This window comes from Noviherbaspirillum suwonense (assembly GCF_900182955.1).
GTDB lineage: Bacteria > Pseudomonadota > Gammaproteobacteria > Burkholderiales > Burkholderiaceae_D > Noviherbaspirillum_A > Noviherbaspirillum_A suwonense.
Map to the genome: position 1 here is coordinate 20,340 of NZ_FXUL01000003.1, position 26,824 is coordinate 47,163.

19 protein-coding genes are annotated in these 26,824 nt (G+C 66.3%); 11 read left to right on the forward strand and 8 right to left on the reverse strand.

What is annotated here, in order from left to right; all coding sequences use genetic code 11:
• Positions 1-118: 118 nt before the first annotated feature.
• Entirely contained in the window at positions 119-1,498 is a 1,380-nt protein-coding gene (locus QOL82_RS05740) for a Fic family protein (protein WP_283441296.1), read from the forward strand.
• A 34-nt stretch (positions 1,499-1,532) separates the two neighbouring features.
• Here QOL82_RS05740 and icmF read toward each other — a convergent pair whose 3' ends face one another.
• The gene (gene icmF / locus QOL82_RS05745; RefSeq protein WP_283441297.1) at positions 1,533-4,817 is read right to left on the reverse strand and encodes a fused isobutyryl-CoA mutase/GTPase IcmF; all 3,285 of its coding nucleotides are present in this window, start codon (positions 4,815-4,817) and stop codon (positions 1,533-1,535) included.
• A gap of 234 nt (positions 4,818-5,051) precedes the next feature.
• On the opposite strand from icmF, the gene QOL82_RS05750 reads away from it, so the two are divergent.
• The 7 genes from QOL82_RS05750 (at position 5,052) to QOL82_RS05780 (ending at position 14,472) form a co-directional block, all read left to right on the forward strand.
• Positions 5,052-5,948, forward strand: coding sequence for a DUF3034 family protein (locus QOL82_RS05750; RefSeq protein WP_283441298.1), 897 nt, complete (start codon positions 5,052-5,054; stop codon positions 5,946-5,948).
• 29 nt (positions 5,949-5,977) lie between these two features.
• Positions 5,978-6,400: a group I truncated hemoglobin gene (locus QOL82_RS05755; RefSeq protein ID WP_283441299.1), complete on the forward strand. Its 423-nt coding sequence runs from the start codon at positions 5,978-5,980 to the stop codon at positions 6,398-6,400.
• Between the two features lie 94 nt (positions 6,401-6,494).
• Complete coding sequence (locus QOL82_RS05760; RefSeq protein WP_283441300.1) at positions 6,495-7,052, forward strand: M23 family metallopeptidase; 558 nt, start codon at positions 6,495-6,497, stop codon at positions 7,050-7,052.
• Between the two features lie 192 nt (positions 7,053-7,244).
• Positions 7,245-8,801 (forward strand): hypothetical protein, encoded by a 1,557-nt coding sequence (locus QOL82_RS05765; protein WP_283441301.1) that lies wholly within the window; start codon positions 7,245-7,247, stop codon positions 8,799-8,801.
• A 306-nt stretch (positions 8,802-9,107) separates the two neighbouring features.
• Positions 9,108-11,930, forward strand: coding sequence for a sensor domain-containing protein (locus QOL82_RS05770; protein ID WP_283441302.1), 2,823 nt, complete (start codon positions 9,108-9,110; stop codon positions 11,928-11,930).
• Between the two features lie 120 nt (positions 11,931-12,050).
• Complete coding sequence (locus QOL82_RS05775) at positions 12,051-13,688, forward strand: tannase/feruloyl esterase family alpha/beta hydrolase (RefSeq protein ID WP_283441303.1); 1,638 nt, start codon at positions 12,051-12,053, stop codon at positions 13,686-13,688.
• 277 nt (positions 13,689-13,965) lie between these two features.
• Positions 13,966-14,472, forward strand: coding sequence for a hypothetical protein (locus QOL82_RS05780; RefSeq protein ID WP_283441304.1), 507 nt, complete (start codon positions 13,966-13,968; stop codon positions 14,470-14,472).
• Positions 14,473-14,739: 267 nt separating this feature from the next.
• Here QOL82_RS05780 and QOL82_RS05785 read toward each other — a convergent pair whose 3' ends face one another.
• The 3 genes from QOL82_RS05785 to QOL82_RS05795 all read right to left on the reverse strand — a co-directional run bounded on the left by QOL82_RS05785 (position 14,740) and on the right by QOL82_RS05795 (position 19,539).
• The gene (locus QOL82_RS05785; RefSeq protein WP_283441305.1) at positions 14,740-15,366 is read right to left on the reverse strand and encodes a c-type cytochrome; all 627 of its coding nucleotides are present in this window, start codon (positions 15,364-15,366) and stop codon (positions 14,740-14,742) included.
• On the reverse strand, positions 15,363-16,622 hold the full coding sequence (locus tag QOL82_RS05790; RefSeq protein WP_283441306.1) for a PQQ-dependent sugar dehydrogenase: 1,260 nt from the start codon (positions 16,620-16,622) through the stop codon (positions 15,363-15,365). The genes QOL82_RS05785 and QOL82_RS05790 overlap by 4 nt, the downstream gene beginning before the upstream one ends.
• Before the next feature lie 157 nt (positions 16,623-16,779).
• Positions 16,780-19,539 (reverse strand): PAS domain S-box protein, encoded by a 2,760-nt coding sequence (locus QOL82_RS05795; RefSeq protein WP_283441307.1) that lies wholly within the window; start codon positions 19,537-19,539, stop codon positions 16,780-16,782.
• A gap of 404 nt (positions 19,540-19,943) precedes the next feature.
• On the opposite strand from QOL82_RS05795, the gene QOL82_RS05800 reads away from it, so the two are divergent.
• From QOL82_RS05800 to cueR, 3 genes are all read left to right on the forward strand, one after another.
• On the forward strand, positions 19,944-20,285 hold the full coding sequence (locus tag QOL82_RS05800) for a hypothetical protein (protein ID WP_283441308.1): 342 nt from the start codon (positions 19,944-19,946) through the stop codon (positions 20,283-20,285).
• 75 nt (positions 20,286-20,360) lie between these two features.
• The gene (locus QOL82_RS05805) at positions 20,361-22,862 is read left to right on the forward strand and encodes a heavy metal translocating P-type ATPase (protein ID WP_283441309.1); all 2,502 of its coding nucleotides are present in this window, start codon (positions 20,361-20,363) and stop codon (positions 22,860-22,862) included.
• The gene (cueR, locus tag QOL82_RS05810) at positions 22,859-23,257 is read left to right on the forward strand and encodes a Cu(I)-responsive transcriptional regulator (RefSeq protein ID WP_283441310.1); all 399 of its coding nucleotides are present in this window, start codon (positions 22,859-22,861) and stop codon (positions 23,255-23,257) included. Before QOL82_RS05805 ends, cueR begins: the two co-directional genes overlap by 4 nt.
• Positions 23,258-23,333: 76 nt before the next feature.
• On the opposite strand, the gene QOL82_RS05815 is transcribed toward cueR, so the two are convergent.
• From QOL82_RS05815 to QOL82_RS05830, 4 genes are all read right to left on the reverse strand, one after another.
• On the reverse strand, positions 23,334-23,540 hold the full coding sequence (locus QOL82_RS05815) for a heavy-metal-associated domain-containing protein (RefSeq protein ID WP_283441311.1): 207 nt from the start codon (positions 23,538-23,540) through the stop codon (positions 23,334-23,336).
• 74 nt (positions 23,541-23,614) lie between these two features.
• Positions 23,615-23,932: a copper-binding protein gene (locus QOL82_RS05820; RefSeq protein WP_283441312.1), complete on the reverse strand. Its 318-nt coding sequence runs from the start codon at positions 23,930-23,932 to the stop codon at positions 23,615-23,617.
• A gap of 57 nt (positions 23,933-23,989) precedes the next feature.
• Positions 23,990-25,357 carry a multicopper oxidase family protein gene (locus QOL82_RS05825; protein WP_283441313.1) on the reverse strand — a complete coding sequence of 456 codons (1,368 nt, stop codon included), beginning with the start codon at positions 25,355-25,357 and terminating at the stop codon, positions 23,990-23,992.
• A gap of 12 nt (positions 25,358-25,369) precedes the next feature.
• The gene (locus QOL82_RS05830; RefSeq protein ID WP_283441314.1) at positions 25,370-26,824 is read right to left on the reverse strand and encodes a TolC family protein; all 1,455 of its coding nucleotides are present in this window, start codon (positions 26,822-26,824) and stop codon (positions 25,370-25,372) included.

The following is a 26,824-nucleotide window of genomic DNA, read 5'->3' on the forward strand; positions in this document are numbered from 1 at the left end:
GCCTTGCGCGACGCTTTAATGTCGCGATAAGATCAATTGCGACATTGCCGCATTTTAATGTCGCAATTGATCTTATCGCGACAGGATTCTTATGGCCAAACCGGTTTCAAATCGAGAAATGGATGCCGCGCTGGCCATCGTAAGGCAATTTCCGCAAGGCGCCAGTATCGAGGACATCGAAACCAGGCTAGGCACGCCTGCAGTACGGCGCACGCTGCAGCGATGGCTACAGGCGCTAATTCACCAGGAACGCCTGCAAAAGTTCGGAAAAGGACGTGCGACGCGCTACTTCGTGCCGCTTCGTGTCGACATCGCCGTCCATGAACCGGACAGGAAGTCGCACGGAAAGCCGGCTGCAGCGCAAGACAATTTCCGGATTCCCCTGAGCAGGGCAGGTGCCGATGTCGAGCGCCAGGTCCAGCGGTCCTTGCAGGAACGCACGCCGGTAGGCTACCGGCGCGCGTTCCTGGACAGCTATCGGCCCAATGAAACGTTCTACCTCTCCAAGCCTATCCGCACCGAACTGCTGGCCCATGGGCAGGCTGTCGGCGCCGACGAGCCGGCGGGCACCTATGCGCGCCGGATTGCCCATCGGCTGTTGATCGACCTGTCATGGAATTCGAGCCGGCTCGAAGGCAATACCTATTCGCTGCTGGAAACCGAGCGCCTGATCCAGGAAGGCGAGGCAGCGAGCGGCAAGGGTGCGCTGGAAGCGCAGATGATCCTCAACCACAAGGACGCGCTGGAATTCCTGATCGATTCGGCTGGGGAGATCGACTTTAACCGCTATACGCTGCTGAACCTGCATGCGCTGCTGTCGGACAACCTGCTGGCGGACCCGATGGCATGCGGACGGCTGCGTTCGATTTCCGTTGGAATAGGCCGTACCGTTTTCCTGCCGCTCGAAGGGCCGCAACGCATCGAGGAATGTTTCCAGCAGATCCTGGACACTGCCGCGGCCATCGCCGACCCGTTCGAGCAAGCGTTTTTCGCGATGGTCCACCTGCCGTACCTGCAGCCGTTCGAAGACGTCAACAAGCGCGTCTCGCGTCTTGCAGCCAACATCCCGCTGATCAAGCGCAATCTCTGCCCGCTGTCATTCGTCGACGTGCTTCAACAGACCTATGTCAGCGCCATGCTCGGCATTTATGAAGACAATCGGGTCGAGCTTTTGCGCGATGTGTTCGTCTGGGCCTACAAGCGCTCATGCGCACGCTACTCCGCCGTGCGCCAGTCGCTGGGCGAACCCGATCCGTTCCGGCTCAAGTACCGCCAGCTGGTCGTGGAGGCCGTTGGCGACGTGGTGCGCGGCTGCATGGGCAAGCTTGACGCAATCTCCTTCGTCCATCGCCATGCGCAGGTACATGTCCCGGAGCAGGACCGCGCGCGGCTGGTCGAGGTGATCGAGACGCAGCTGATGAGCCTGCATGAAGGCAGCATCGCCCGCTACCGGCTGCGCCCGAGCCAATACCAGGCTTGGCAGGCGGTATGGAAGTGACGCGTACTAAGTGACGCGTACTAAGTGACGCGTACTACATGCTGCGCCGGTACTGCCCGCCCACCTCGAACAGCGCCTCGGTGATCTGCCCGAGCGAGCAGACCCGCACCGCGTCCATCAGCGTGGCGAACACGTTCTCGTCGTGGATCACCGCCTGCTGCAGCTTTTGCAGCATGGCCGGCGCCTCTGCCGCATGGCGCTGCTGGAAGTCGGCCAGGCGCTGCAGTTGCGACTGCTTCTCGTCGTCGGTGGAACGGGCAAGCTCGATCTGCTGCGGCGCCTGGCTGGCGTTCGGGTTGCGGAAGGTGTTGACGCCGACGATGGGCAGGCTGCCGTCGTGCTTCCTGTGCTCGTACAGCAGCGACTCTTCCTGGATCTTGCCGCGCTGGTAGCCGGTCTCCATCGCGCCCAGCACGCCGCCGCGCTCGGCGATGCGCTCGAACTCCTGCAGCACCGCTTCCTCCACCAGGTCGGTCAGCTGCTCGAGGATGTAGCTGCCCTGGTTCGGGTTCTCGTTCTTCGCCAGCCCCCATTCCCGGTTGATGATCAGCTGGATCGCCAGCGCCCGCCGCACCGACTCGTCGGTCGGCGTGGTGATCGCCTCGTCATACGCATTGGTATGCAGCGAGTTGCAGTTGTCGTAGATCGCGATCAGCGCCTGCAGCGTGGTGCGGATGTCGTTGAAGTCGATTTCCTGCGCATGCAGCGAGCGGCCCGAGGTCTGGATGTGGTACTTCAGCTTTTGCGAGCGGTCGTTGGCGCCGTACTTGTCGCGCAAGGTCACCGCCCAGATGCGGCGCGCGACCCGGCCCAGCACCGTGTATTCCGGGTCCATGCCATTGGAAAAGAAGAAGGACAGGTTGGGCGCGAAGTCGTCGATGTGCATGCCGCGCGCGAGATACGCCTCGACGAAGGTGAAGCCGTTCGACAGCGTGAAGGCGAGCTGCGAGATCGGGTTCGCGCCGGCCTCGGCGATGTGATAGCCCGAGATCGACACCGAGTAGAAATTGCGCACCTGGTGGTGCACGAAATATTCCTGGATGTCGCCCATCACCTTCAGCGAGAACTCGGTCGAGAAGATGCAGGTGTTCTGGCCCTGGTCTTCCTTCAATATGTCCGCCTGCACCGTGCCGCGCACGTTCTGCAGCACCCAGGCGCGGATCTTCTGCGCTTCGTCGTCGGTCGGCTCGCGGCCGTTGTCGGTCCGGAACTTGTCGAGCTGCTGGTCGACGGCAGTGTTCATGAACATCGCGAGGATGGTCGGCGCCGGGCCGTTGATGGTCATCGACACCGAGGTGCTCGGGCTGCACAGGTCGAAGCCGTCGTACAGCACCTTCATGTCGTCCAGCGTGGCGATCGACACGCCGGAGTTGCCGACCTTGCCGTAGATGTCGGGCCGCAGCGCCGGGTCGGCGCCGTACAGCGTGACCGAGTCGAAGGCGGTGGACAGGCGCTTGGCGTCCATGCCCTGCGACACCAGCTTGAAGCGGCGGTTGGTGCGGAAGGCGTCGCCTTCGCCGGCGAACATCCGGGTCGGGTCCTCGTTCTCGCGCTTGAAGGCGAACACGCCGGCGGTGTAGGGGAAGGAGCCGGGCACGTTTTCCAGCATCAGGTAGCGCAGCACTTCGCCGTGGTCCTCGAAGCGCGGCAGCGCGACCTTCCTGATCCTGCTGCCCGACAGCGTCTCGTAGACCAGGCCGGTGCGGATTTCCTTGTCGCGGATCTTCACCACGTATTCGTCGCCGGCGTAGGCCGACTGCATCGCCGGCCACATGGCGAGCAGCTTCCTGGCGGCGGCGTCGAGGCTGGCGTCGCGCTGCGCGGCCAGGTCGTCGAGCGCGGAGGTGTCGCTGCCGCCTGCCTCGGCCAGCATGCGCGCGGCTTCCTGCAATTGCTGCCGCTGACGCGCCAGCTTCACCTGCGTGCCGGTATGCCGATGGTAGCCGCGCACGGTGTCGGCGATCTCGGCCAGGTAGCGGCTGCGGGCCGGCGGCACGATGGCATTGCGGCCGGACGAATAGCGGGCCGCCACCGGCGCGAGCTTGCCGGCTTGGACCGGCAGGCCCTGCTCGGCCAGCCGCGCCAGCAGGCCCTGGTACAGCGCGGTCACGCCGTCGTCATTGAAGCGCGAGGCCTGGGTGCCGTAGACCGGCATTTCTTCGGGCCGCTGGCTCCACAGCTCGCGGTTGCGCTGGTACTGCTTGGCCACGTCCCGCAGCGCATCCTGCGAACCCTTGCGGTCGAACTTGTTGATGGCGACGAAGTCGGCGAAGTCCAGCATGTCGATCTTTTCGAGCTGGGAAGCCGCGCCGAACTCGGGCGTCATCACGTACATCGACAGCCCGACATGCGGCACGATGGCGGCGTCGCCCTGGCCGATGCCCGAGGTCTCGACGATCACGAGGTCGAAGCCGGCCACCTTGCAGGCAGCGATCACGTCCGGCAGCGCCTGCGAGATCTCGGAGCCGGCCTCGCGGGTGGCCAGCGAGCGCATGAAGACCCGCACCTGGCCCTGCCACGGCGCGATCGCGTTCATCCGGATGCGGTCGCCCAGCAGCGCGCCGCCCGACTTGCGACGCGACGGGTCGATGGAAATGACGGCGATGTTCAGCGCGTCGTCCTGGTCGAGCCGGATCCGGCGTATCAGCTCGTCGGTCAGCGAGGACTTGCCGGCGCCGCCGGTGCCGGTGATGCCCAGGGTCGGCGTCTTCAGGCCGGCGGCGGTGTCGCGCAGCTGCGCCGTCAGCGCCGCATCGGCCTTGCCGTTTTCCAGCGCCGTGATCAGCTGCGCCAGCGGCCGGTGGCGCGCGGTCATGTCGCCGGCGGTGAGCGGGTCGAGCGAGGCCGGCGCATAGGAGGAGAGGTCGGTGTCGCAGGCCTGGATCATCGACTGGATCATGCCGACCAGGCCCATGCGCTGGCCGTCTTCCGGGCTGAAGATGCGGGTCACGCCATATGCATGCAGCTCGGCGATCTCGGACGGCACGATCACGCCGCCGCCGCCGCCGAAGACCTTGATGTGCGCGCCGCCGCGTTCCTTCAGCAGGTCAATCATGTACTTGAAGTATTCGACATGCCCGCCCTGGTAGGACGACAGCGCGATGCCCTGCGCATCTTCCTGCAGCGCCGCGGTGACGATGTCGTCGACCGAGCGGTTATGGCCCAGGTGGATCACCTCCGCGCCATTGGCCATCAGGATGCGGCGCATGATGTTGATCGAGGCGTCATGGCCATCGAACAGCGAGGCCGCGGTGACGAAGCGCACCTTGTTGGCGGGTTTCCAGGCGGCGAGGTTCTGGGTTACGGACAGGTCGGTCATGCGGTCTCCGGGATGCGTGCGGCGCCCTCGCTGTCGGTTCGCGCGGCGGGTCGGCCGGGTGGGTTTGATTGACGTTAACGTCAACGTCAATGAGTATAGCCTGAAACGGATGGCTTGAAACAGCCGTCGGTCGCGTGAAAAATGTTGCATCTCCGCATCAAAAAGCAAAGATTCCTGCAGGGATCGCCATCCGGTTTGTTAGCATTGCCAACAAGAAATAAATTGAGCCGACAGATGATTCCTGCTTCCCTGCGCACCTTGCTTGCCGCCAGTGTACTGGCCCTTTCCTGCGGCGCCGCGCTCGCGGCCGGCCCGGCCTCGCCCGACCTTGGCAAGCTGCTGGCGACCGGCGGCGTGAGCCAGGTCGAAGGCGCGGGCGGCGGCGGACTGACGCCGTGGGCGCTGATCACCGGCTATGGCAGCCGGGACAGCTATGGCGGCAACGTCCATGCGACCGCAATCCGCACCCAGGACCATGCGCTGTACACCTACGGTTTCGCGATGGGCCTGGCCGACCGGGTCGAGGTCTCGCTGGCCCGGCAAAGCTTCCGCGGCGACGGCGGCGCGCTGGACGGCCTGCGCATCGGCCAGGACATCGCCGGCATCAAGCTCAAGCTGGCCGGCGACGCAGTGCTGGAGCAGGACAGCCTGCTGCCGCAGATCGCCGTCGGCGTGATGGCCAAGCGCAACACCGGCGTGTCCGGCCTGGGCGCGGTCGGCAACGTGAAGCAGCTCGGAGCGGCCAGCGACCACGGCGTCGATGTCTACCTGTCGGCGACCAAGATCCTGCTCGACCGGAGCCTGCTGCTCAACGGCACGCTGCGCGCGACCCGCGCCAACCAGATGGGCCTGCTCGGCTTCGGCGGCGAGCGCGGCAACCATTACCAGCCGATGCTGGAAGCGTCGGCCGCCTACCTGTTCAGCTCCAGCGTCGTGGCCGGCGTCGAATACCGGATGAAGCCGCGCAACCTGGCGGTGGACAATGAAAAGGATTACTACGACGCCTTCATCGCCTGGTTCCCGTCCAAGCACCTGTCCGTGACCGCCGCCTGGGTCGCGCTGGGCGACATCACCGTGCTCAACCCGACCCGGCAGAAGGGTTTCTACCTGTCGCTGCAGGCCGGTTTCTGACCGTCGCCGCAACTCAACGCCCAACAACCATGCCAGCCTTCCGTTTCCTGATCGCCATACTTCTCGCCGCCGCCAGCCTGCAGGTCCATGCCGCCGATGACAGCCTCTACAACGAGCTTGGCGGCAGCGCCGGCATCCGCCGTGTCGTGGCCGACCTGGTGCCCGCGCTGCAGGCCGACGCCCGCATCAATGCCACGTTCGACGGCGTCGACATGGAACGCCTTGCCGCCAAGCTCGAAGAGCAGTTCTGCGAAGTGTCCGGCGGTCCCTGCAAGTACAGCGGCAAGGACATGACGACCATCCATGAGGACCTGAAGGTCAGCCGGGCGCAGTTCAATGCGCTGGTCGAGGACCTGCAGGCGGCGATGCGCAGGAACGACGTGCCGTCGCGCACGCAGAACCGGCTGCTGGCGCGGCTGGCGCCGATGCACCGCGAGGTCGTGACGAAGTAATAGTAAGCCGGTTGGCGCAAGTCCGCGCGCCGGCGCAAGAACCTGTGCGCGGCAGGCCACTCCAAGCGTGGTGTCCCACTCCGCCGCATGCGCCATGTCCGTGTTCTTCCGCATTTTGCGCCCGCTGTTCTGGGCCGCCGTGCTGTTGCTTGCCGCCGCGCTGGCGGAGGCGCCGCTGCGCCTGGCGCTCTACAGCGCCGAGCTGGCGGCGATGCCGGCGCCGCAATACCTGGCCATGCCGGTCGAGGGCGTGCGGCCGGCGTCGCTGCGCGACACCTGGCATGCGCCGCGCGACGGCGGCGGGCGGCGGCATGAGGGGCTGGACATTTTCGCGCCGCGCGGCCGCCCGGTGCGGTCCGCCACCGAAGGCCTCGTGATGCGGGTCGGCACCAACCGGCTGGGCGGGCAGGTCGTCTGGGTGATGGGGCCGGGCGGCCAGCGCCATTACTATGCGCATCTCGACCGCTTTGCCGGCGTGCGCGCCGGCGAGCGGGTGGCGGCCGGCACCGTCCTCGGCTATGTCGGCACCACCGGCAACGCCCGCGGCACGCCGCCGCACTTGCATTACGGCATCTACACCGCACGCGGCGCCATCAGTCCTTACCCGTTGCTGACGCGGGACGCGCCCGCCACGGTCGGCGCGGAAGGCTAGGCGGCCTGCGCAGCGACCCTGCGGACGACTGCGCCACGGGGCTGCCCTGCCTGGCCGGAATCAGGCTCCAGGGGCCGCCATCATCTGCGATGCCTCGGCGCCGCGCGAAAAGGATTTAATGTTCGCGCCATTAACCATTTGCAGCGCCTGGTTACCTAGCCGCCTCATTCATTCCAGAAAAGGGCAGTAACCATGGCAACCTCTTCGCCACAAGGCGTTTCCTCCAGCCTGCGCGCCAACCACAGCATCCCGGCGTCGAACAATTATCTGTATGCGCAGCTGCAGCAGGCCGGCGTCGGCAGTAAAGGTGCGCCGGACTGCCGGATCCCGCGCCAGCCGCTCACGCCGCGCGCACCGAACCAGTTGCAACAACGCAACATCGTTTGGCAGTGGATGGGGCTGCCGCCTCTCGAGAGCAACTGGCAACGGGCAGGCCGGCAGGCGGGCCTGGCGGCAAATGCCGTGCTGCAGGCTGCGGAAAGCTCGCTGGCGCTGCTGGCAGGCCAGGTTTCCGGCACCTGGCGCGGACTACGCAGCCTGACTGCGGAATCATTCATGCCATCGCTGCCGGCATGGCACTTCGGCCCGCCTGGCGCAGCCGCCCAGGTGCCGGACACGGTGGACAGGACAATTGCCGAGACATTGGACGCCTACGTAAAAGGGGCTGCCAAAAACCAGGAAGCGTTGATCGAGTACTACACGAAGGGTTCTTCCAACGTGTTTTGCCTTGCTTCCTCCAAACGCTCCGTGGAACTTCTTTTCGCCGACATAGACACGGCGGAAAAATTGATGGCGGTCTGCCCGACGGTCGAATGCGACGATCAAGTCGATCAAGTCAACGGACGGATGACCGACGCTACATTGGTGCTTCAAAACGGCGCAGCGCTTTTTCACCCGCTGCTTTTCAAGCTTTACGAGCATGGAGCGAAAATCTTCTTTTCCCCACGCGCTCTCGACGCCCTCGATGTCAACAGCAAGGCCTGCATCGATTCTTATCGCTCAGCCTATACCACCCTTGTCAATGTCACGCCGGCGAACTGGACGCCTGCCGCCGGCGGTTCCGTCGTGATTCTGTCGAACGAAGAATTCGTGGAGCAACTCGAGGCAATACGCAACGTCAGCTACCCGTCCTGCAATGCCGACGCGCTTTCATGTCTATCGACGACGCCGACGCCAACGCCAACGCCAACGCCTTCGCCAACACCTTCGCCGACACCGACGCCAAACCCAAACCCAAACCCAAACCCAAACCCAAACCCAAACCCAAACCCAACTTCCACGGCAGGAGTGCAGCTGCATGTTCCATCGATGGCAGCCCCGGAGTTCGCAGAGTTCATGGCGAACGTCAGATCGATGCAATCGCCACAACCGGCAGACGACGTTGTGCATTCCGACGGCAGCGTGCCGGCGGGATGGGGTGACGGCGCGACCGTCGCGACGAGCTTTGCAGCGACCGTTGCTATCGGCATTGTTGGCGGTGTCGTCCTCCGCGTCGCGGTGAATGCACGCGCGGCACGCTCGACCGCGACGGTAGCCACCGACATGCCTGCGACCGCGGTCGATGCGCGATCCGGCGATACGGCATCTACCGAAACCGCCGGCGCATTGTCCGCCGTCGCTATTTCCATCGAAACAACGTCCGTTGAAATGAGTCCGGCCGAAACGGCTTCCGCTATCTCGACAACGCTTGACCAGTTGACCGCTCATAACAGCAGCCATTCCGACGCAGGGCAGACCAACGACGATTAAGCCGGCGTTTTTGCCTGGAGAAAAGCATGGCCCGCGCACGGCCATGCCATCAGCGGTTGGCTGTCGCCGGGCCCGGGCGCTTAGCCGAATCGGGTAGTCGTGTGCTTGTACAAGCAGGCTTGCATCGTTGGAGAAACAGATTCGGTCAGCGCACTGGCGTTTTCCCCGGGCTTGGTTTATATTTCTCAAAAGAAATATTACTTGCCCGTCTGGAATCGTCGATCCCTGTCGACCCGGGCCGGCAACCTGCCTCGCGCTTACGCCGTTTTCACCGCCTCAACGATGGACAGGCTCACCCTAAACGTCATGCCAGCCTTGCACGAAGTGCCCCGGAGCGCATTGCGCATCGCGCCGGCGCAGCCGCCGTCCCGCGAGCCTTTCCCCAGCCTGACGCGGCTGTCGTCGCACTGGTACTGGGAAACCGACGAGGCGGGTCGGCTGACCATTGTGTCCGAGGGCATGCAGCGGGTCTTTGGCGTCGGCCCCGAAGCCCTGCTGGGCAAGCGAAGGGAAGAACTGGCGACGGATCCGCACGACCCCGGCCTGCTCGAATACCAGCGCAGGACCGCAAGGCTGGAACCGTTCCAGGACCTCGAATACGTGGCGGCCGTGGCTGCGCAGGACACGCCCAGCCACCTGGTCATTTCCGGCGAACCGATCTTCGAACGCGGCGCTTTCCGCGGCTATCGCGGCATTGGCCGCGACATCACGGGCGAGCGGCAGAATGCCCGCATGGTCGCCGATCTTGCGGCCGAAAACAGTGCGTTGATCGACAATGCGGTCGACCTGCTTGCGATCCTCGACGAGGACGGCCGGCTGCTGCGCATCAACCAGTCGGCCTGCGACGCGCTCGGCTACACGCCGGAGGAACTCCGCGGCCGGCCGTATGACAAGCTGGTGCATCCGGACGACCGGCCACGCGCCGCCATGCTCGGCCACTACCTGCGCCACGGCGACGCGCTGGTGCGCGATATGGCCATGCGCTGGCTGCGCAAGGACGGCGGCACGGTCCACCTGTCGATGTCGCTGCGCTGGCTGCCGTCGCAGCGCCGGGTCTATGCCAGCGCGCGCGACATCAGCGCCAGCCAGGCGATACAGGAAGAACTGCAGAAGTCGCGCAACCGGCTCTCGGCGCTGATCGAGACCATGGGCGACGCGTTTTTCGCGGTGTCGCGCGACTGGCGCTGCACCTATGTCAACCGCAAGACCGTGGCCTTCGTCGGCCGGCCGCAGCACACGCTGCTGGGGCGCATCCTGTGGGAAGCGGTGCCGGAACTGCTGGGCACGGAAAGCCTGGCGCGGTTCCGCCTGGCGATGGAAAGCGGCCGCAACAGCACGTTCGAAGCCGCTCATCCGGGCAGCGGAACCTGGCACGAGACGCGGGTCTATCCGCACGAGGACGGCCTGTCGGTCTTCTTCCACGACATCACCGCGCGTTTCATGGCGGAAAGGGCGATACGGGAAAGCGAGCAGCGCCTGCGCGAAGTCATTGCGATGACGCCGTCGGGCTACCTGCTGGCCGACCGCGCCGGCCGGCTGCTGGACGTCAACCCGGCCTTCTGCGCAATGAGCGGCTACGGCCGCGACGAACTGCTGGGCCGCAAGCTCGGCACGCTGCTGCCGGATTGCCCGGATGAGCCGGCGCTCTTCGACGGCGACGAACCCGGCGCCGTCCATGGCCGCGAGGGCACGCTGCGGCGCAAGGACGGCCATGGCCTGACCGTGCTGATCAATGCCAACTTCAAGGAAGACGCCGGCGGCCAGGCGACCATCACCGGCTTTCTGACCGATATCACCGGGCGCAAGCAGGACGAGGCCCGGTTGCAGCAGCTGGCCACCCACGACACCCTGACCGGCCTGCCCAACCGCGTGCTGCTCAACGAGCGCCTGCAGCAGATGCTGGCCGAGGCGGGCGGCAGCGAACTGGCGGTGATGTTCATCGACCTCGACCAGTTCAAGAAAATCAACGATTCGATGGGGCACGAGCCCGGCGACAAGCTGCTGTGCCAGGTGGCGCTGCGGCTGCGCGCGATGCTGCAGGCCGACAGCATCGTCGCGCGGCTCGGCGGCGACGAATTCGTCGCGGTCGCGCCCTGTCCGGCCGGCGCGTCGTCGGCCGCCGCCATCGCCGCCCTGCTGCTGGCGGCGCTGGCCGCGCCGTTCGACCTCGGCGCCCAGGAAGTGTTCGTCAGCGCCTCGATCGGCGTGGCGATGTACCCGCAGGACGCCGTCACCCGCGAAGGGCTGTTCCAGAATGCCGACGCCGCGATGTACCGGGCCAAGGCGTCCGGGCGCAATGCCTGGTGCTTCTTCGAGGCCGAGATGAGCGCCGAGACCCGCATCCGCATGCAGATCGAGCAGGCGCTGCACCGGGCGCTGGAGCGCGGCGAGTTCGAGCTGCATTACCAGCCGCGGGTCGACCTGCGCAGCATGACCGTCGTCGGCATGGAGGCGCTGATCCGCTGGAACCACCCGCAGCTGGGGCGGGTCGCGCCGCTCGATTTCATCCCGATCGCCGAAGAAAAGGGCCTGATCGAGGACATCGGCGCCTGGGTGCTGCGGGAAGCCTGCCTGCAGAACGGCCGCTTCCTGCGCCAGTTCGGCCGCTCGCTGCGGGTGTCGGTCAACCTGTCGGCGCGCCAGCTGCGCTGCGAGACGCTGGGCGCGCAGGTGGCGGCCGCGCTCGACGCCGCCGGCCTGCCGCCGCACCTGCTGGAGCTCGAGCTGACCGAGTCGGCGCTGATCGAGGACATGGACGTGTCGGCGCGCCGCCTGGGCGAACTCAAGGCCAGTGGCATCCGGATCGCGGTCGACGACTTCGGCACCGGCTATTCGGCGCTGGCCTACCTGCAGCGCTTCCCGCTCGACATCCTCAAGCTCGACCGTTCCTTCATCAACCAGCAGATCGACGGCGACGGCAGCGTCAACTTCATCAAGGCCTTCATCGACCTGGCGCATGCGCTGAACCTGTCGGTGGTCGCCGAGGGCATCGAGACCGCCGCCACGCTGGAGACCCTGCGCGCGTCGCAATGCGACGAGGGCCAGGGCTACCTGTTTTCCCGGCCGCTGTCGCTGCCGGAATTCCAGCTGTTCCTGGCGCGGCTGCCGGCAAGCGCATGCGTTGTTTGAACGCAATCAATAACGCGGCATATTTTCCCGGAGCATGGCCGCTCATCCGTTCCGAAGCATGTTTATCTTTGGCATGCATGCCTGCGCAGGGCATGCACCTACAAAAACCAAGGAGACAAGATGATCATGCGACCCTCATGCGCCGCCGTCGCCGGCGTGCTGCTCACCCTGGCCGCCTGCGGCGGCGGCAACGATAACGATAACGATAACGGGAACGGCGGCAGCACCGCGCCGGTGGTGCGGTTGGAGTCCGAACGCTGCGCGGTTCTGGCCCAGAGCGCGCTGCCCGAATCGTCCGCCATCAGCGCGGCCACCTATAACGCCGGCAGCGTGACCGTCGGCACGACCAGCGTCAACGTGCCATTCTGCCGCGTCGTCGCCGCGTCGAAGCCGACGGCGGATTCCAATATCGGCTTCGAGGTATGGATGCCTCCGGCCGGCAGCTGGAACGGCAAGTTCCAGGGCGTCGGCTCGGGATCGTCGGCCGGCTCCATCGGCACCGCCGCGATGCTGGTGGCGCTGCGCGACGGCTACGCGGTGATGGCGACCGACAATGGCCACCTGACCGACACCAGCCGTTCGAACGGCGCGGCCGAGCAGACCTGGGCGCTCGGACATCCGGAGAAGATCGTCGACTTTGCCTACCGCGCGCAGCATGTCGCCACGGTGGCGGCCAAGGAGCTGACCCGGCGCTATTACGACAAGGCGCCCAGCCAGTCCTACTTCGTCGGCTGCTCGCAGGGCGGCCATCATGCGCTGATGGAAGCGTCGCGCTTCCCCGACGACTATGACGGCATCGTCGCTGGCGCGCCGGCATGGCAGTGGGCCAACCTGATGGTGGCCGAGCTGTGGAACAGCACGCCTCACCTGCGCGACCAGACCGCGATCACCGCGCCCAAGATGACGCTGCTGAATAATGCGGTGATCCAGGCCTGCGATGCGCTCGACGGCGTGACCGACGGCATCATCGACGACCCGCGCAAGTGCACCTTCGACCCGGCGGTGCTGCAGTGCACCGGCGGCGCCGACGCGGCCACATGCCTGACCCCAGTGCAGGTGGCCGCCGCCAACCGCATCTACGGCGGCGCCCGCAAGTCCAACGGCCAGCAGATCTTCCCGGCCTACACCCGCGGCAGCGAGCTGGGCTGGACCGGCCTCTACACCGGCGCCACGCCGGGCGGCAGCGGCTGGGACTTCTTCCGCTACGCGGTCTTCCAGGACCCGACGTTCAATAATGCGGCCTTCAATTTCGACACCGACACCGACCGCGCGCTGAACACCCAGCTGCTCGGGCAGACGGTCGCGTCGATCTACAATGCCACGCCCAACCTCAGCGCCTTCCGCGCCCGCGGCGGCAAGCTGATCATGTACCACGGCTGGGCCGACCAGCAGATCTCGCCGCTCTCCAGCCTCGACTATTACCAGCAGGTGCAGGCGGCGCAGGGCCAAGCCGGGACCGACAGCTTCCTGAAGCTCTACATGCTGCCGGGAATAGGCCACTGCGCCGGCGGCCCCGGCGTGGCAAACATCGGCGGCAGCACCGGCAGCGCGGCGGCGGCGGACCCGGAACATGACGTGGTGCGCGCGCTCGACCGCTGGGTCAGCCAGAGCGTGGCGCCGACCACGCTGGTCGGCACCCGCATCGTCAGCAACGTCGCCAACCGCACCCGTCCGCTGTGCCCGTATCCGCAGGTCGCGAAGTACAAGGGCACCGGCAGCATCGACGACGCCGCCAGCTTCAGCTGCGCGAACCCGTAGGCCGGGCAGCCGCGGGCGTCCGAGTGCCGGGTTCAGCATGAAGAATGCCGGCACCGGAGGACCCGCGGCATCTGCGAACGGCCAATAGTGTGAAGTGAAGCGCAATACGGCGGTCGTTGCGCAATGCTTCGTCCAGGGAATGATATTGATGAAGCGCATGGCTGCCGGAAACCAAGGAACCTGTCGTTACTCACCGTGACTCATCTTGTTCATTAATTATCATTAAACACAACGCCTCTTAATTAGGCTTGTTCAATTCCGGGCACAAGGTGGGACCATGGCCGACAAAACCATTTCATCTTCCAATCATGCTTCCAAGCCGATTTCCTCGTCTTCCGAATTATTTGACGTTACGGCTGAAAAGACCTGCAATGATGGTCCACCTGCGCCGACCCTCCGCTCAAAAGAATCAGAACAAAAAATTTTGAATCGCCAACAGGCAAATAAATCAGTGCTCGCCCAAACCCAGCCGGATTTTATCGCCGCGCCTTCCCGGCGAACTTTCACTACGGTTGAACCTGCAAAGACGGTCTCGACCGGAGCAAGCCTTCCTCCATTAACGGTGTTTGTAAAATTTATTCACGATGGCAGGGCGGTGACCGGGGTGTTTGAGAATGTGAGCGATATAAGCCAGCTTTTCTCGGACATGAAACAACGCTATGGAATCGAAGAAGAACTTTCGTTGCTCGGCGTTGGCAAGCGAATAAACGACATGTCGCAGCTCCGTGCAGCCTGGGAAAGCTGTGAAGGCATGTTTCATGTCGTGTCATCAAAAAAGTCATGAAGATTGTTTAAAACGTCGGTTGAGGATCGGATTAAGAATCGGCTCATCGCGCACTAGCAAATAGCCGTCTTTTCCTATCTGCTAGCGTTGCATTTCTCCTGAATAAATTGGCTATTCAGTCCGCCTGTGCTTGCAACGCGCACTCCGCAACGCGGACCGACCTGCTAATGCCCGCAAGCGCAAAATGAATCGCCTTATAAAGCGAGTGATTGGGCAGTTCAACGAAACCGCTGTGCAATCAACTCGATCGTGTTCAAGGTTGACGGTTCAGCGTGCGCCGGCCGCGACCGGCAGGCCGGCCAGGTAATCGGCCAGCACGTCGATGTCGTCGGCCGACAGCGCCTGCGCCGCGGAAGTCATCACGCCGTCCATCTCGCCCCGCGTCGACGCCTTGAAGCTGGCGAGCTGCGCGCGCAGGTAGTCCTTCTGCTGGCCTGCAAGGCGCGGTATGTGCTGCTGGCCCATCAGGTTGGCCGCATGGCAGGCGACGCAGTTGTTCTGCACTGACAGCTGCCGGCCTTTTTCCACGTTGGCCGGCGCGGTCTTGTGCTGCGGCGCCAGCGCCGGCTGCGCCGAGAAGTAGGCGGCGAGGTCGTTCATGTCGGCATTGCTGAGCTTGGCCGCCATCGGCGTCATGATCTCGTTCTGCCGCTTGCCTTCCCTGAACTGGAACAGCGCCGAGACGATGAACTGCTTCGGCTGGCCCGACAGCGAGGGAAAGGCCGGGCTGGTCGAATTGCCGTTCTCGCCGTGGCAGGCGACGCAGGTCGCCGCCTTGGCGCGGCCTTCCTCCGCGCCGGCCGCGGCCGGCCCCGCGTAAGCGGCAAGCATCAGCAGCGCGGCGGATGCCGCCGCGCCCGCCCGTCTTGCAAGAACCGAGCGCGGATGCCTCATTTCTTGTAGCTCACGCGATAGATGATGCCGTTATAGTCGTCCGACACCAGCACCGCGCCGTCGCGCATCTGCAGCACGTCGACCGGGCGGCCCCACATCGGCGGGTCGGCCTTCTCGTCGGTCAGGAAGCCTTCGAGGAAAGGCTCCGACTTCGCATTGCCCTTCGCATCCATGGTCACGCGGACCACGTTGTAGCCCTGCTTGACCGTGCGGTTCCACGAGCCATGCTGCGCGATCAGGATGTTGTTGGTATAGGCGGCCGGGAACATCTTGCCGGTATAGAAGCGCATGCCCAGCGGCGCCACGTGCGCGCCGAGATTGAGCTTGGGCCGGATGAAGTCGTCGCAGCTGCGGTTCTTGCCGTACTGCGGGTCCAGGAAGTCGCCCTGGAAGCAGTAGGGGAAGCCGAAGTGCTCGCCCTTTTTGGTCACCACGTTGAGTTCGTCGGACGGCATGTCGTCGCTGATCCAGTCGCGCGCATGCTCGGTGAACCAGAGCTGCTTGGTCTTCGGATGGAAGGCCATGCCGACGCTGTTGCGCACGCCCTGCGCATAGTTTTCGATCATGCCGGTCTTCGGATCGACCCGCATGATGGACGCTTCCATATAGGTCGGCATCGTGATGTTCTGCGGCGAGCCGATGTTGAAGTACAGCTTGCCGTCCGGTCCCATCGCCATGTACTTCCAGAAGTGGCCGGGCTGCTTGTTGGGGTCGAGGTTGTCGATCACGACCACTGCTTCCGGCGGGCTGTCGAGCTTGCCTTCGATGCCGTCGTAGCGGGTGATCCGGTGGCGCTCGGCCACGTACAGCGTGCCCTTGTCGAACACCACGCCGTTCGGGCTGTTCAGGCCCTTGAGCAGGGTCTTGACTTCGCGCTTGCCGTCCTTGTCGACGATCGCATAGACATTGCTCAGGTTGCGGTTGCTGACGAAGACCGTGCCGTTGTCGCCCAGCGCCATCGAGCGCGCCTCGGGCACGCCTTCGGCCCATACCTCGACCTTGAAGCCGGCCGGCACCTTGAGCTTGTCGATCGGCAGTTCGCTGGCGGGCCGGCCCGTCATGTGTGGCGCAAACGGATGCAGCGGCGAGCTTGCCTGGCCGTCGGCCATGCCCTGCTTCCAGGATGGCGCCGCTGCGGGTGCGGGTGCTGCTGCGGGTGCGGCCGCCGGCGTTGCAGCCTGCTGCGCCAGCGCGGCTGACGCCAGGCCCATGGCGAGCGTCATGCCGGTGATTTCCAATATTCTTGTTCTTGTCATGCGATGGTCTCCTGAGTTTTTATTGGACCGGCGCGCATGGCCGGGTTGCGGACGATTATACGGGCGGGCACGCAAGGACGTGGCCTCCAATGCCGGCCGTATTGACGGGACGCGTAGCCGGCGTGTCCGACCCGCGGACCTTCGCCGGCGCGCGCGATCATTCCGACAGCATGTCCCTCACCTTCACCGCGAACGCGTCCAGCGCAAACGGCTTGCCTATCATGTCCATGCCTTCGCCGGTGAAGTCGGCCCGCGCTATCGGCCCGGCGTAGCCGGTGATGAACAGCACCCGGGTGCCGGGCCAGCGCAGCCGGACCTGGGCGGCGAGCTGCAGGCCGTTCAGGCCGGGCAGGCCGACGTCGGTGATCAGCAGGTCGGGCGCATCGCCGGCGTCGATCGCCGCCAGCGCGGCGGCCGCGTCGCCGGCGTGGCCGGTGCGGTAACCCAGCCCGTTGAGCGTCTCGACCAGGATGGCGCGCATCGCGGTCTCGTCCTCCACCACCAATATGCGCTGGCCGCGCCCGGCCGGCAGCGCCGCTTCCGGCAGCTGTTCGTCCAGGTCCGGCATGCCGCTGCGGTGACGCGGCAGGTACAGCGTGATGGTGCTGCCCAGGCCGGGCTGGGAATGGATGGTCACATGGCCCCTGGCCTGCTTCACATAGCCATAGATCATCGACAGCCCCAGCCCGGTGCCCTGGCCGATCGGCTTGGTGGTGAAGAACGGGTCGAAGGCCTTGGCGATCACGTCCGGCGTCATGCCGCTGCCGGTGTCGGACACCGACAGCATCAGGTAGGCGCCGGCTTCCAGCTCGGGACGGCTGCTGGCATAGGCCTGGTCCAGCGTCACGTTGCGGGTCGTGATGGTCAGCTTGCCGCCGTCGGTCATCGCGTCCCGCGCATTGATGGCCAGGTTCAGCAGCGCGTTTTCGAGCTGGTTGGCGTCGGTCCACGCGGGCGCGAGGTCGGGCGCCAGGCGGAACGTCAGCTCGATGTTCTTGTTCAGCGTGCGGTTGAGCAGGTCGGCCATGCCGGTCACCAGCTCGTTGACGTCGACCGCCTTCAGGTCCAGCGTCTGCCGCCGCGAGAACGCCAGCAGCCGCTGGGTCAGCGTCGCCGCCCGCTGCGCCGACGCGGTGGCCATGTCGATATAGCGCGCATGGTCCTGCGTCTGGCCGGCGCTGAACTTGTGCCGCATCAGGTCGAGGCTGCCGATGATGCCGGCCAGCAGGTTGTTGAAGTCATGCGCGATGCCGCCGGTGAGCTGGCCGATCGCTTCCATCTTCTGGCTCTGCCGCAGCTGTTCCTCGGCGCGCCGGCGGCCGGTGGTGTCGGTCGCCTCGGCGATGATGCCGATCACTGTGCGGTCCCTGCCATGCACCGGCCGTATCGCGAAATCGTAATGGCGCTTGCCGTCGGGAAGTTCGAGCGTGAGTTCGCGGCGAGCGGTCTGGCCGGCAGCGGCTTGGTCGAGGCTGGCGCGGATCACGTCGCGCGCCGCGCCCGAGCGCGCCACCCAGGGCGTGTCGTGGAAAGGCTGGCCGGCCACGTCCGGGAGCCGGGAGCCGATTGCATCCAGCGACACCGGGTTGGCGTCCAGAACGATGCCGTCCGTGCTCAGCAGGCACTGGAACTGGTGGCTGCTCTCGAAGATCGCGCGCATCTGCGCTTCGCGCATGTGCAGCGCCGACGTGCGTTCCTGCACCAGCGCGGCCAGCCTGGCGTTGAGCTTGCGCACCTGCGCCTCGGCCAGCTTGCTGGCGCTGACATCGATCGCCGCGCCGGTGTAGCGCAAGGGCTTGTCATGCTGCTGCAGGTAGCAGCGCGCGCGCATCAGCACCCAGCCGATGCTGCCATCCGGGGCGGCGACGCGGAACTCGCGCGTGGTGTCCGCATGCGTCTCCAGCGCCGTGTCGAGGCTGCGGCGCAGTCCCTGCCGGTCGTCCGCATGGACGAGCGCGATCAGGTCCGGCAGCGTCAGTCCCTGCCTGGCCTGGAGCGGCGCCATGCCGAACATCGCGGCGAAACGCTCGTCGCCGAAGACCTGGCCGTCGACCACGTCCCATTCGAAGAAACCGACCAGGCCGGTGTCGAGCGCGCTGTCGAGCCGGTGCCGGCTTTCCCTCAGCGCCTGCGCGGTCAGGTGCTGCTCGGTCTGGTCGCGCAGGATGCGCACGAAGCCGACCGGCGCGCCGGCCGCGCTGGTGAGCTGCGTGAGCTGGCCGCTGGCCCAGATGCGCCTGCCGTCGCGGCGCACATGCCAGCGTTCGCCGCTGGCCTGGCCGTGGCCCAGCGCGGTGCGCATCTCCACCGCCTGCAGGCCCTGCGCCACGTCTTCGGGCGTGAAGATGCAGGCCGATTCCCGGCCCAGCATTTCCGCCTCGCTCCAGCCCAGCACCCGGCTCGCGCCCTCGTTCCAGAACGTGACGCGGCCGTCGAGGTCGGTGCCGAAGATCGCGAAGTCGCGCGCGCTGTCGAGGATCTGGCGGTTCAGCGCTTCCTCGGCCGGGCGGTGCGCGCCCGGATGCAACTGGCGGTTGACGTTCTCCACGTGCAGCAGGATGCCGGTGAGCTGGGCCGCCTGGTCGAACACCGGGGTGTTGCAGAACACCCAGTACTGCGCTTCGCCATGGCCGCCGGTGCCGGACAGGTCGAGGCGCGTCGCCGGGATGCAGTCGGTCTCGCGGCTGCTCAGCACCGTCTCCAGCGAATTGCGCATCGCGCGCGTCCCGTCGCCGCTGCCGAACAGCGAAAGCACTGGCTGGCCCAGCACCGCCTGCCGGCTGCGCCGCATGTTCTGGAGCAGCTTGTCGCTGACGGCGACGACGGCAAAATCGGCATCCGCAGCGAGCAGCGCGTAAGGACCGGGCAGTGCGTCGAATGCGGGCGCGATGTCGGGCTTGCGCGGTGGCTCTATCATTGGCTTCCTTGTAAGAATTGAGGGCTTTCGGACCTGCGGCTGCTGTGACGGTTCGTACATCGCAGGTTGTTATCGCCGGTATCCGACAATTTGATGATATTTCGGCAACTAGCTTGCCGGGTATAAGACAACAGGCCCTTTTTTGTAGGAAATTGGGAGGATGGCGTAAGGACAAAAACGTACATCGGCGCGCATTCTTGCCATAAGCCCATCGCATTCGCCGGCATTTCCGTGGGTTCATTCATGGGCATACGCTTGCATTCCGGAGCGGGATCGCAAATAATACAAATGAGAATAATTCTCATTAAGGCGGCATGACCTGACCACGCGATGGCCGCTTCCCCTTCACTAGCCAGCCACCGCCAGCGCGGCAGCCAGCCAGCATGTCCACGACCCGAGGAACCATGATGACTCCTGCCATTTCCCAATCTGCCCAGTCCGCCCAGTCCGATTACCTTGAATCCGCAGCGCCGTCGTCGCAGCCGGATTTGCTGGTGTCAGCCGCGCTGCACCTGATGTCCCACTACGGCACCCGCCCCGGCGCGGACGCCGCCTGCCTGAAGCTGGCCTGCGTGATCGAGCGGCACCTGAAGGCGCTGGCCGCGCTGCCGCAGCTGTCGCCGCTGATGCAGGGCACCTGCGCCCAGCTCGCCGAGCAGTGGGCGTCGCATATCGACGCCTGCTCGCCGCCCCCGGCCAGGCCCGGCCTGCTGGCCCGCGCGCTGGCCGCAGGCGCCATGGCCTGACAGGCACCGTTGCGGCCGCTTGACCTTGCCATCGCTGGAAGGTCTATCCTTGACGCTTGCCTATTGGAGAGCGCCATGGATACTGCCGTCAAAACTGCTTCCGACCTGGTCGACCTGAGCTTCAGGGTCGATGGCATGACCTGCGCGTCCTGCGTCGGCCGCGTCGAGAAGGCCTTGCTGAAAGTGCCCGGCGTGGAAAGCGCGTCGATCAACCTGGCGACCGAGAAGGCTACCGTGCGCGCGCGGCGCGACATGCCGTTCGACACCCTCGCGGCCGCCGTGGAAAAGGCGGGCTACGAGGTGCCGGCCGACAGCGTGTCGCTGTCGATCTCGGGCATGACCTGCGCCTCCTGCGTCGGGCGGGTCGAGAAGGCGCTGAAGAAAGTGCCGGGCGTGACCGCCGCCTCGGTCAACCTGGCCACCGAAAAAGCGCAGGTCACGGCGCTCGGCGTGCCGGTCGCGGCCCTGATCGCCGCGGTGGAGAAGGCGGGCTACGAAGCCACTGCCGGCAATGCGCCGCCCGTTCAGGATGCCGCGTCCGGCGGGCTGCCCGGCTGGTGGCCGGTCGCGGTGTCCGCGCTGCTCAGCCTGCCGCTGCTCGCGCCCATGCTGGCCATGCCGTTCGGCTACGACTGGGCCCTGCCGGGCTGGCTGCAGATGGCGCTGGCGACGCCGGTGCAGTTCTGGCTGGGCGCGCGTTTCTACAAGGCCGGCTGGAAAGCGCTGCTCGCCCGCACCGGCAACATGGACCTGCTGGTTGCGCTCGGCACCAGCGCCGCCTATGCGCTGTCGGTCTACCTGCTGTTCGCCCATGCAGGCCAGCCGGGCCAGACTGGGCACGCCGGCATGGGCCACCTGTACTTCGAGTCGTCGGCGGTCGTGATCACCCTGGTCCTGCTGGGCAAATGGCTGGAGGCGCGGGCCAAGCGCCAGACCGTGGCGGCGCTGCATGCGCTGGAGTCGCTGCGCGCAACCGACGCCATCGTCAGGCGCGACGGCGCCGACATCGCGGTACCGGTGGAACAGGTGCAGGTCGGCGACATCGTCGTGCTGCGCCCGGGCGGCCGGGCGCCGGTCGACGGCGTCGTCATCGAGGGCAGCAGCCACCTGGACGAGTCGCTGATCACCGGCGAAAGCCTGCCCGTGACGAAGAACGTCGGCGACTGCGTCACCGGCGGCGCGGTCAACGCGGACGGCATGCTGGTGCTGAAAACCACCGCGGTCGGCGGCGAGACCATGCTGTCGCAGATCATCCGGCTGGTGGAAGACGCGCAGGCGGTCAAGGCGCCGATCCAGCGTCTGGTCGACAAGGTCAGCGCGGTGTTCGTGCCGGTGGTGCTGCTGATCTCGGCGGCGACATTGCTGGCCTGGGGCCTGCTGACCGGCGACTGGCAGCAGGCGCTGCTCAATGCGGTCGCGGTGCAGGTCATCGCCTGCCCGTGCGCGCTGGGGCTGGCGACGCCGACCTCCATCATGGCCGGCACCGGCGTGGCGGCCAGGTACGGCATCCTGATCAAGGATGCGGAAGCGCTGGAAACGGCGCACGCGGTCACGGTCGTCGCCTTCGACAAGACCGGCACGCTGACCGAGGGCAGGCCGGCGGTCGTCGCGGTGGAAGCCGCGAGCGGCGCAGCGAACGACGCGCTGGCGCTGGCATGGGCGGTCCAGCAGTACAGCGACCATCCGCTGGCGAAGGCGGTGGAGACGGAGGCCCGCAGGCTGGGCGTGGCCTTGCAGGCCGCGTCGGACGCGCAGGCGCTGCCGGGCCGCGGCGTGCGGGCCGATGTCGGCGGCATCACCGTCCATCTCGGCAACCGCCGCCTGATGCAGGAGATCGGCGCGGCGACGGCGGCGCTGGACGCGGCGGCGACCGCGCACGAGGAAGCCGGCCGCACGGTATCGTGGCTGGCGGCGGGGCCGCAGGGCGCCGTTACGCTGGCCGGGCTGCTGGCCTTCGGCGACACGGTCAAGCCGTCGGCGCGGGCCGCGGTGCGGCGCCTGCGGGACATGGGCGTCGAGTCCGTCATGCTGACCGGCGACAACCGGGGCAGCGCAAGGGCAGTGGCGGCCGCGGTGGGCATTGCCGACTTCCGGGCGGAGGTGCTGCCCGCCGACAAGGCCGGCATCGTCGCCGCGCTCAGGCAGGGCGGCCGGACCGTGGCGATGGTCGGCGACGGCATCAACGATGCGCCGGCGCTGGCCTCGGCGGATGTCGGCATCGCGATGTCGACCGGCACCGACGTGGCGATGCACACCGCCGGCATCACGCTGATGCGCGGCGACCCGGCCCTGGTCGCGGACGCGATCGACGTGTCGAAGCGGACCTATGGCAAGATCCGGCAGAACCTGTTCTGGGCCTTCATCTACAACCTGGTCGGCATTCCGCTGGCCGCGTTCGGCCTGCTCAACCCGGTCATCGCGGGCGCGGCGATGGCCTTCAGCTCGGTCAGCGTGGTCAGCAATGCGCTGCTGCTCAAGCGCTGGAAGCCGCAGGCGGACCGCAGCGACCGGGACGACCGGCTTGAACAGGCAGGACAGCCCGGACAGCCAGAAAAGACGCAAGGAGCCAAGGCATGAACATAGGACAGGCGGCCGAGGCCGCAGGCGTCAATGCGAAGATGATTCGCTATTACGAAAGCATCGGCCTCATATCGGCGGCAAGCCGGACCGATGCCGGCTACCGGCAATACAACGAGAAGGACATCCGCACGCTGCGCTTCATCCGGCGCTCGCGCGAGCTGGGCTTCTCGATCGAACGGATCAAGACGCTGCTGAGCCTGTGGGAAGACCGCGGGCGCAAGAGTTCGGATGTGAAGGAACTGGCGGGGAAGTATATCGCGGAGCTGGACCGAGACATCGAGAAGCTGCAGTCCATCCGTAGCCAGCTGCAGCATCTCGCGGACTGCTGCCACGGTGACCACAGGCCGGATTGCCCGATCATCGAGGACCTGGCCGCGGGCCTGCGGCACTGAGGGTTGGAACTAGGCTGGAACTGCGCTGGAACCAAGGTAAAAAAAGCGGCGGGCCGTTGCGGCCGCCGCTGTGCCATCAGACCGCGGCGCCCGCGGTCACGTCGTAGCCGGCGTCGCTGATCGCGGCCTTCACCGCATCGAGGCTGGCCTGGGTCTCGACCCGCACCTTCTTCGACGGCAGGTCCACATCGACCTTCGCGCCGCCGTCGACCGACTGCACCGACTTCGTCACGCTGCGCACGCAGCCGCCGCAGGTCATGCCTTCCACTTGCAATTCATACATGGTGTCTCTCCTTTGCCGATTGAACGTTCACTGTAATCCTTCCCGTGGCGGGAAGGTCAAGCCCGACCGCGGACTCAATTCGTTTTCTGCAGGCGGGTAATCGTCAGCTGGCCGCCCGGCTGCTCCGCGACAAAGCTGATCCTGTCGCCTTCCGCCACCTGGTCGAGCATGGCCGGGTCCTGCACGCGAAACACCATCGTCATCGCGTCCATGCCGAGATTCCTGAGCGGGCCGTGCTTGATCGTGATCCTGCCCGTAGCCTTGTTGACCTTCTTCACTTCGCCGGTCGACATCGCGTCGACTGCCGCCGGGCTGGCCGGCTGCGCATGGACCGCCGGCGCGCTCGCCAGGACCAGTGCGGCAGCCAGCAGCGCGTTATGGAATGCTTTCATCCTGTTTCCTCTTTCTGTTTGCCTGTGATGTAAGTGATGCAAGTGATGTCGTTGATCTCAGTGATTGTGGCCGACGGGCTTGCGCACCGTCAGTTCGACGCCCGGCGCCTGCCTGCCTGCATCGGGCGCCTGGATGGCCGACGGCATGTCGCCGGTCCATTCATATGCCACTGTGCCCTTCGGATGCCGGTACCAGCCCGGGTCGCTGTAGTCGCCCGGCTTCTGGTCGCGGCGTATCTTCACCGTGGTGAACATGCCGCCCATCTCGATATTGCCGAACGGCCCGTCGCCGGTCATCATCGGCAGCGTGTTGTCCGGCAGCGGCATTTCCATGCTGCCCATCGAGCCGCCGCGCTCGCCCATCGCCATGTAATCCGGGACCAGGCTGTTGATCCGCTTTGCGATGTCCTTCTGGTCCACGCCTATCATGGTCGGCACGTCATGGCCCATCGCATTCATCGTGTGATGCGACTTGTGGCAATGGAAGGGCCAGTCGCCGGTGTCGGTTGCGTCGAACTCGATCGCGCGCATCTGCCCGACGCCGATGTCGAGCGTCACTTCCGGAAAGCGCGCTTCCGGCCGCAGCCAGCCGCCGTCGGTGCCGGTGGTGACGAACTCGTGGCCGTGCAGGTGGAACGGATGGTTGGTCATGGTCAGGTTGCCGATCCGGATGCGCACCCGGTCGCCCTGGCGCACGTTCATCGAGTCGACGCCGGGGAAGACGCGGGTGTTGATGGTCCACAGGTTGAAGTCCAGCATGGTGCTGGTCTTGGGCGTATAGCTGCCCGGCGCGATGTCGTAATTCCCGAGCAGGAAAACGAAGTCGCGGTCGACCTTCATGAAGCCGGCATTCTTCGGATGCGTGACCCAGAAGCCCATCATGCCCATCGCCATCTGCACCATTTCATCGGCGTGCGGATGATACATGAAGGTGCCCGGCCGCTTCGCCTCGAACTCGTAGACAAAGGTCTTGCCGGGCGGGATGCCGGGCTGCGTCAGGCCGGCCACGCCGTCCATGCCATTGGGCAGGCGCTGGCCGTGCCAGTGGATGCTGGTCTCTTCCGGCAGCCTGTTGGTGACGAAGATGCGCACCCGGTCGCCTTCGACCACCTCGATGGTGGGGCCGGGCGACTGGCCGTTATAGCCCCACAGGTTGGCTTTCATGCCCGGCGCGATTTCCCGCACCACCGGTTCGGCGACCAGGTGGAATTCCTTGACGCCGTTCTTCATGCGCCACGGCAGCGACCAGCCGTTGAGCGTGACGACCGGGTTGTACGGTCGGCCGCTGGAAGGCGGCAGCGGCGCCTGCGTGGCGGCGCTGTCCATGCTGGCCGCTTCGGGCAATGTGGCCGCGCCGATGCGGCTGACCGCCGTCGCGCCGGCCAGCGCCGCGGCGCCCGTGAAAAATTTTCTGCGTGTAACCATGTTCATTCCTTATCAGTGTGCGCGGGCAGGCGCCTGGACGGCGGCCTGTCCGCGCGGTTCGGCCACGCCGCCTGCGCCTGCGCCCGTGCCCTTGACGGCGGACTGCAGGCTGGTCTCGGCGATCCAGAAATCCCGTTGCGCGTCGATGGCGGCATTGACGCTGCCGACCTGGTCGCGGGCGTCCGCCAGCAGTTCGAACACGCTGGCGAGCATGCCGTTGTAGCGCAGCAGGACTTCGTCGGAAATCCGCTTGCGCAGGGGGACCACCTCGTCGCGGTAATGGCGGGCGATGTCGTAGCTGCTGCGGTAGGCCGAGTACGCCTCCCGCACTTCCGAGCGCGCCCGCACCGCGCTGTCGGCGGTCCGGTAGACCGCCTGCATATAGGTCGCTTCCGCGCGCGCGATGCGCGCGCCGCCCCAGTCGAAGAGCGGCAGTTCGAGCGCGATCTCGTAGCCGTTCGCGCGCGGCCGGCCGGTCTCGCTCCGGTTGGCATAGCCGGCGTCGAAGACATTGATGAAGCCGGTGGCGCGGCTCAGGCCCAGCGCGCTGGCCGTGGCCTCGGCATTGCGCCTGGCCATCTGCACGTCGAGCCGCTGCGCCAGCGCGCGCGACTCGATGCCGGCCATCTCGTCAGGCGCGTCCGGCAGGTCGGGCAGCCGCTCCGGCAGCCGGTACGCGGTGTCGGCGCCCCATGCGCCGAGCAGGCGGGACAGCTGTTCGCGGGTCGCGGTCGCCTGGTGGCGGGCGCGGGCGAGCTGCGCGGCGGCGTCCGCATGGAACGCCTGTTCCCGCGCCTGGTCCAGCTTGCTCCAGTTGCCGACCCGGTTCATCCGCTGCGCAAGCTCGGCGCCGGCCTGCGCCGCGGATGCGACCTGCCCGGCATAGACCGCCGACTGCTGCGCGGCCACCGCGTTGAAATAGGCCCTGCGGGTATCCATGGCGAGCTGCACCGCCTGGCTGGCCGCCTGCAGCTTTGCCTGCTCGAAGCGCCGGCTCTCGATATCGCGGCGCAAGGGCAGCGTCAGCAGCCCGACGAAGTCGAAGCCGATGCTGCGGTCGATCTCGATGTCCTCGCCGCCGCGCAGCCGGCCGAAGGAAACGCCGGGGTTGCGCAGCCGCCCGGCCTGCACCAGGTCGGCTTCGGCCACGCCCAGCTCGGCGAATGCGGCCTGCAGCCCCTGGTTGCGGGCCAGCGCGATACGCACCGCGGAATCCGGCGTCAACGGCTGCGCGAGCCATTCGGCGACGCCTGGCTGTGATGGCTGTGATGGCTGCGCTGATGGCGCTGGCTGCGCATTACCCGCCGGCGCCTGGCGCTGCACTGCATGGCCGGTGCGCTCGCTGGTCAATGCGGAAACGGCGTCGAGTCCGCCGTCTTTCGACAACGATGCGCACCCGGTCAGCACCAGGCCGGCCAGCGCGATGCAGACCGGCCGCAGCCGGGTGGCTGCTGTGATGATAGGCAT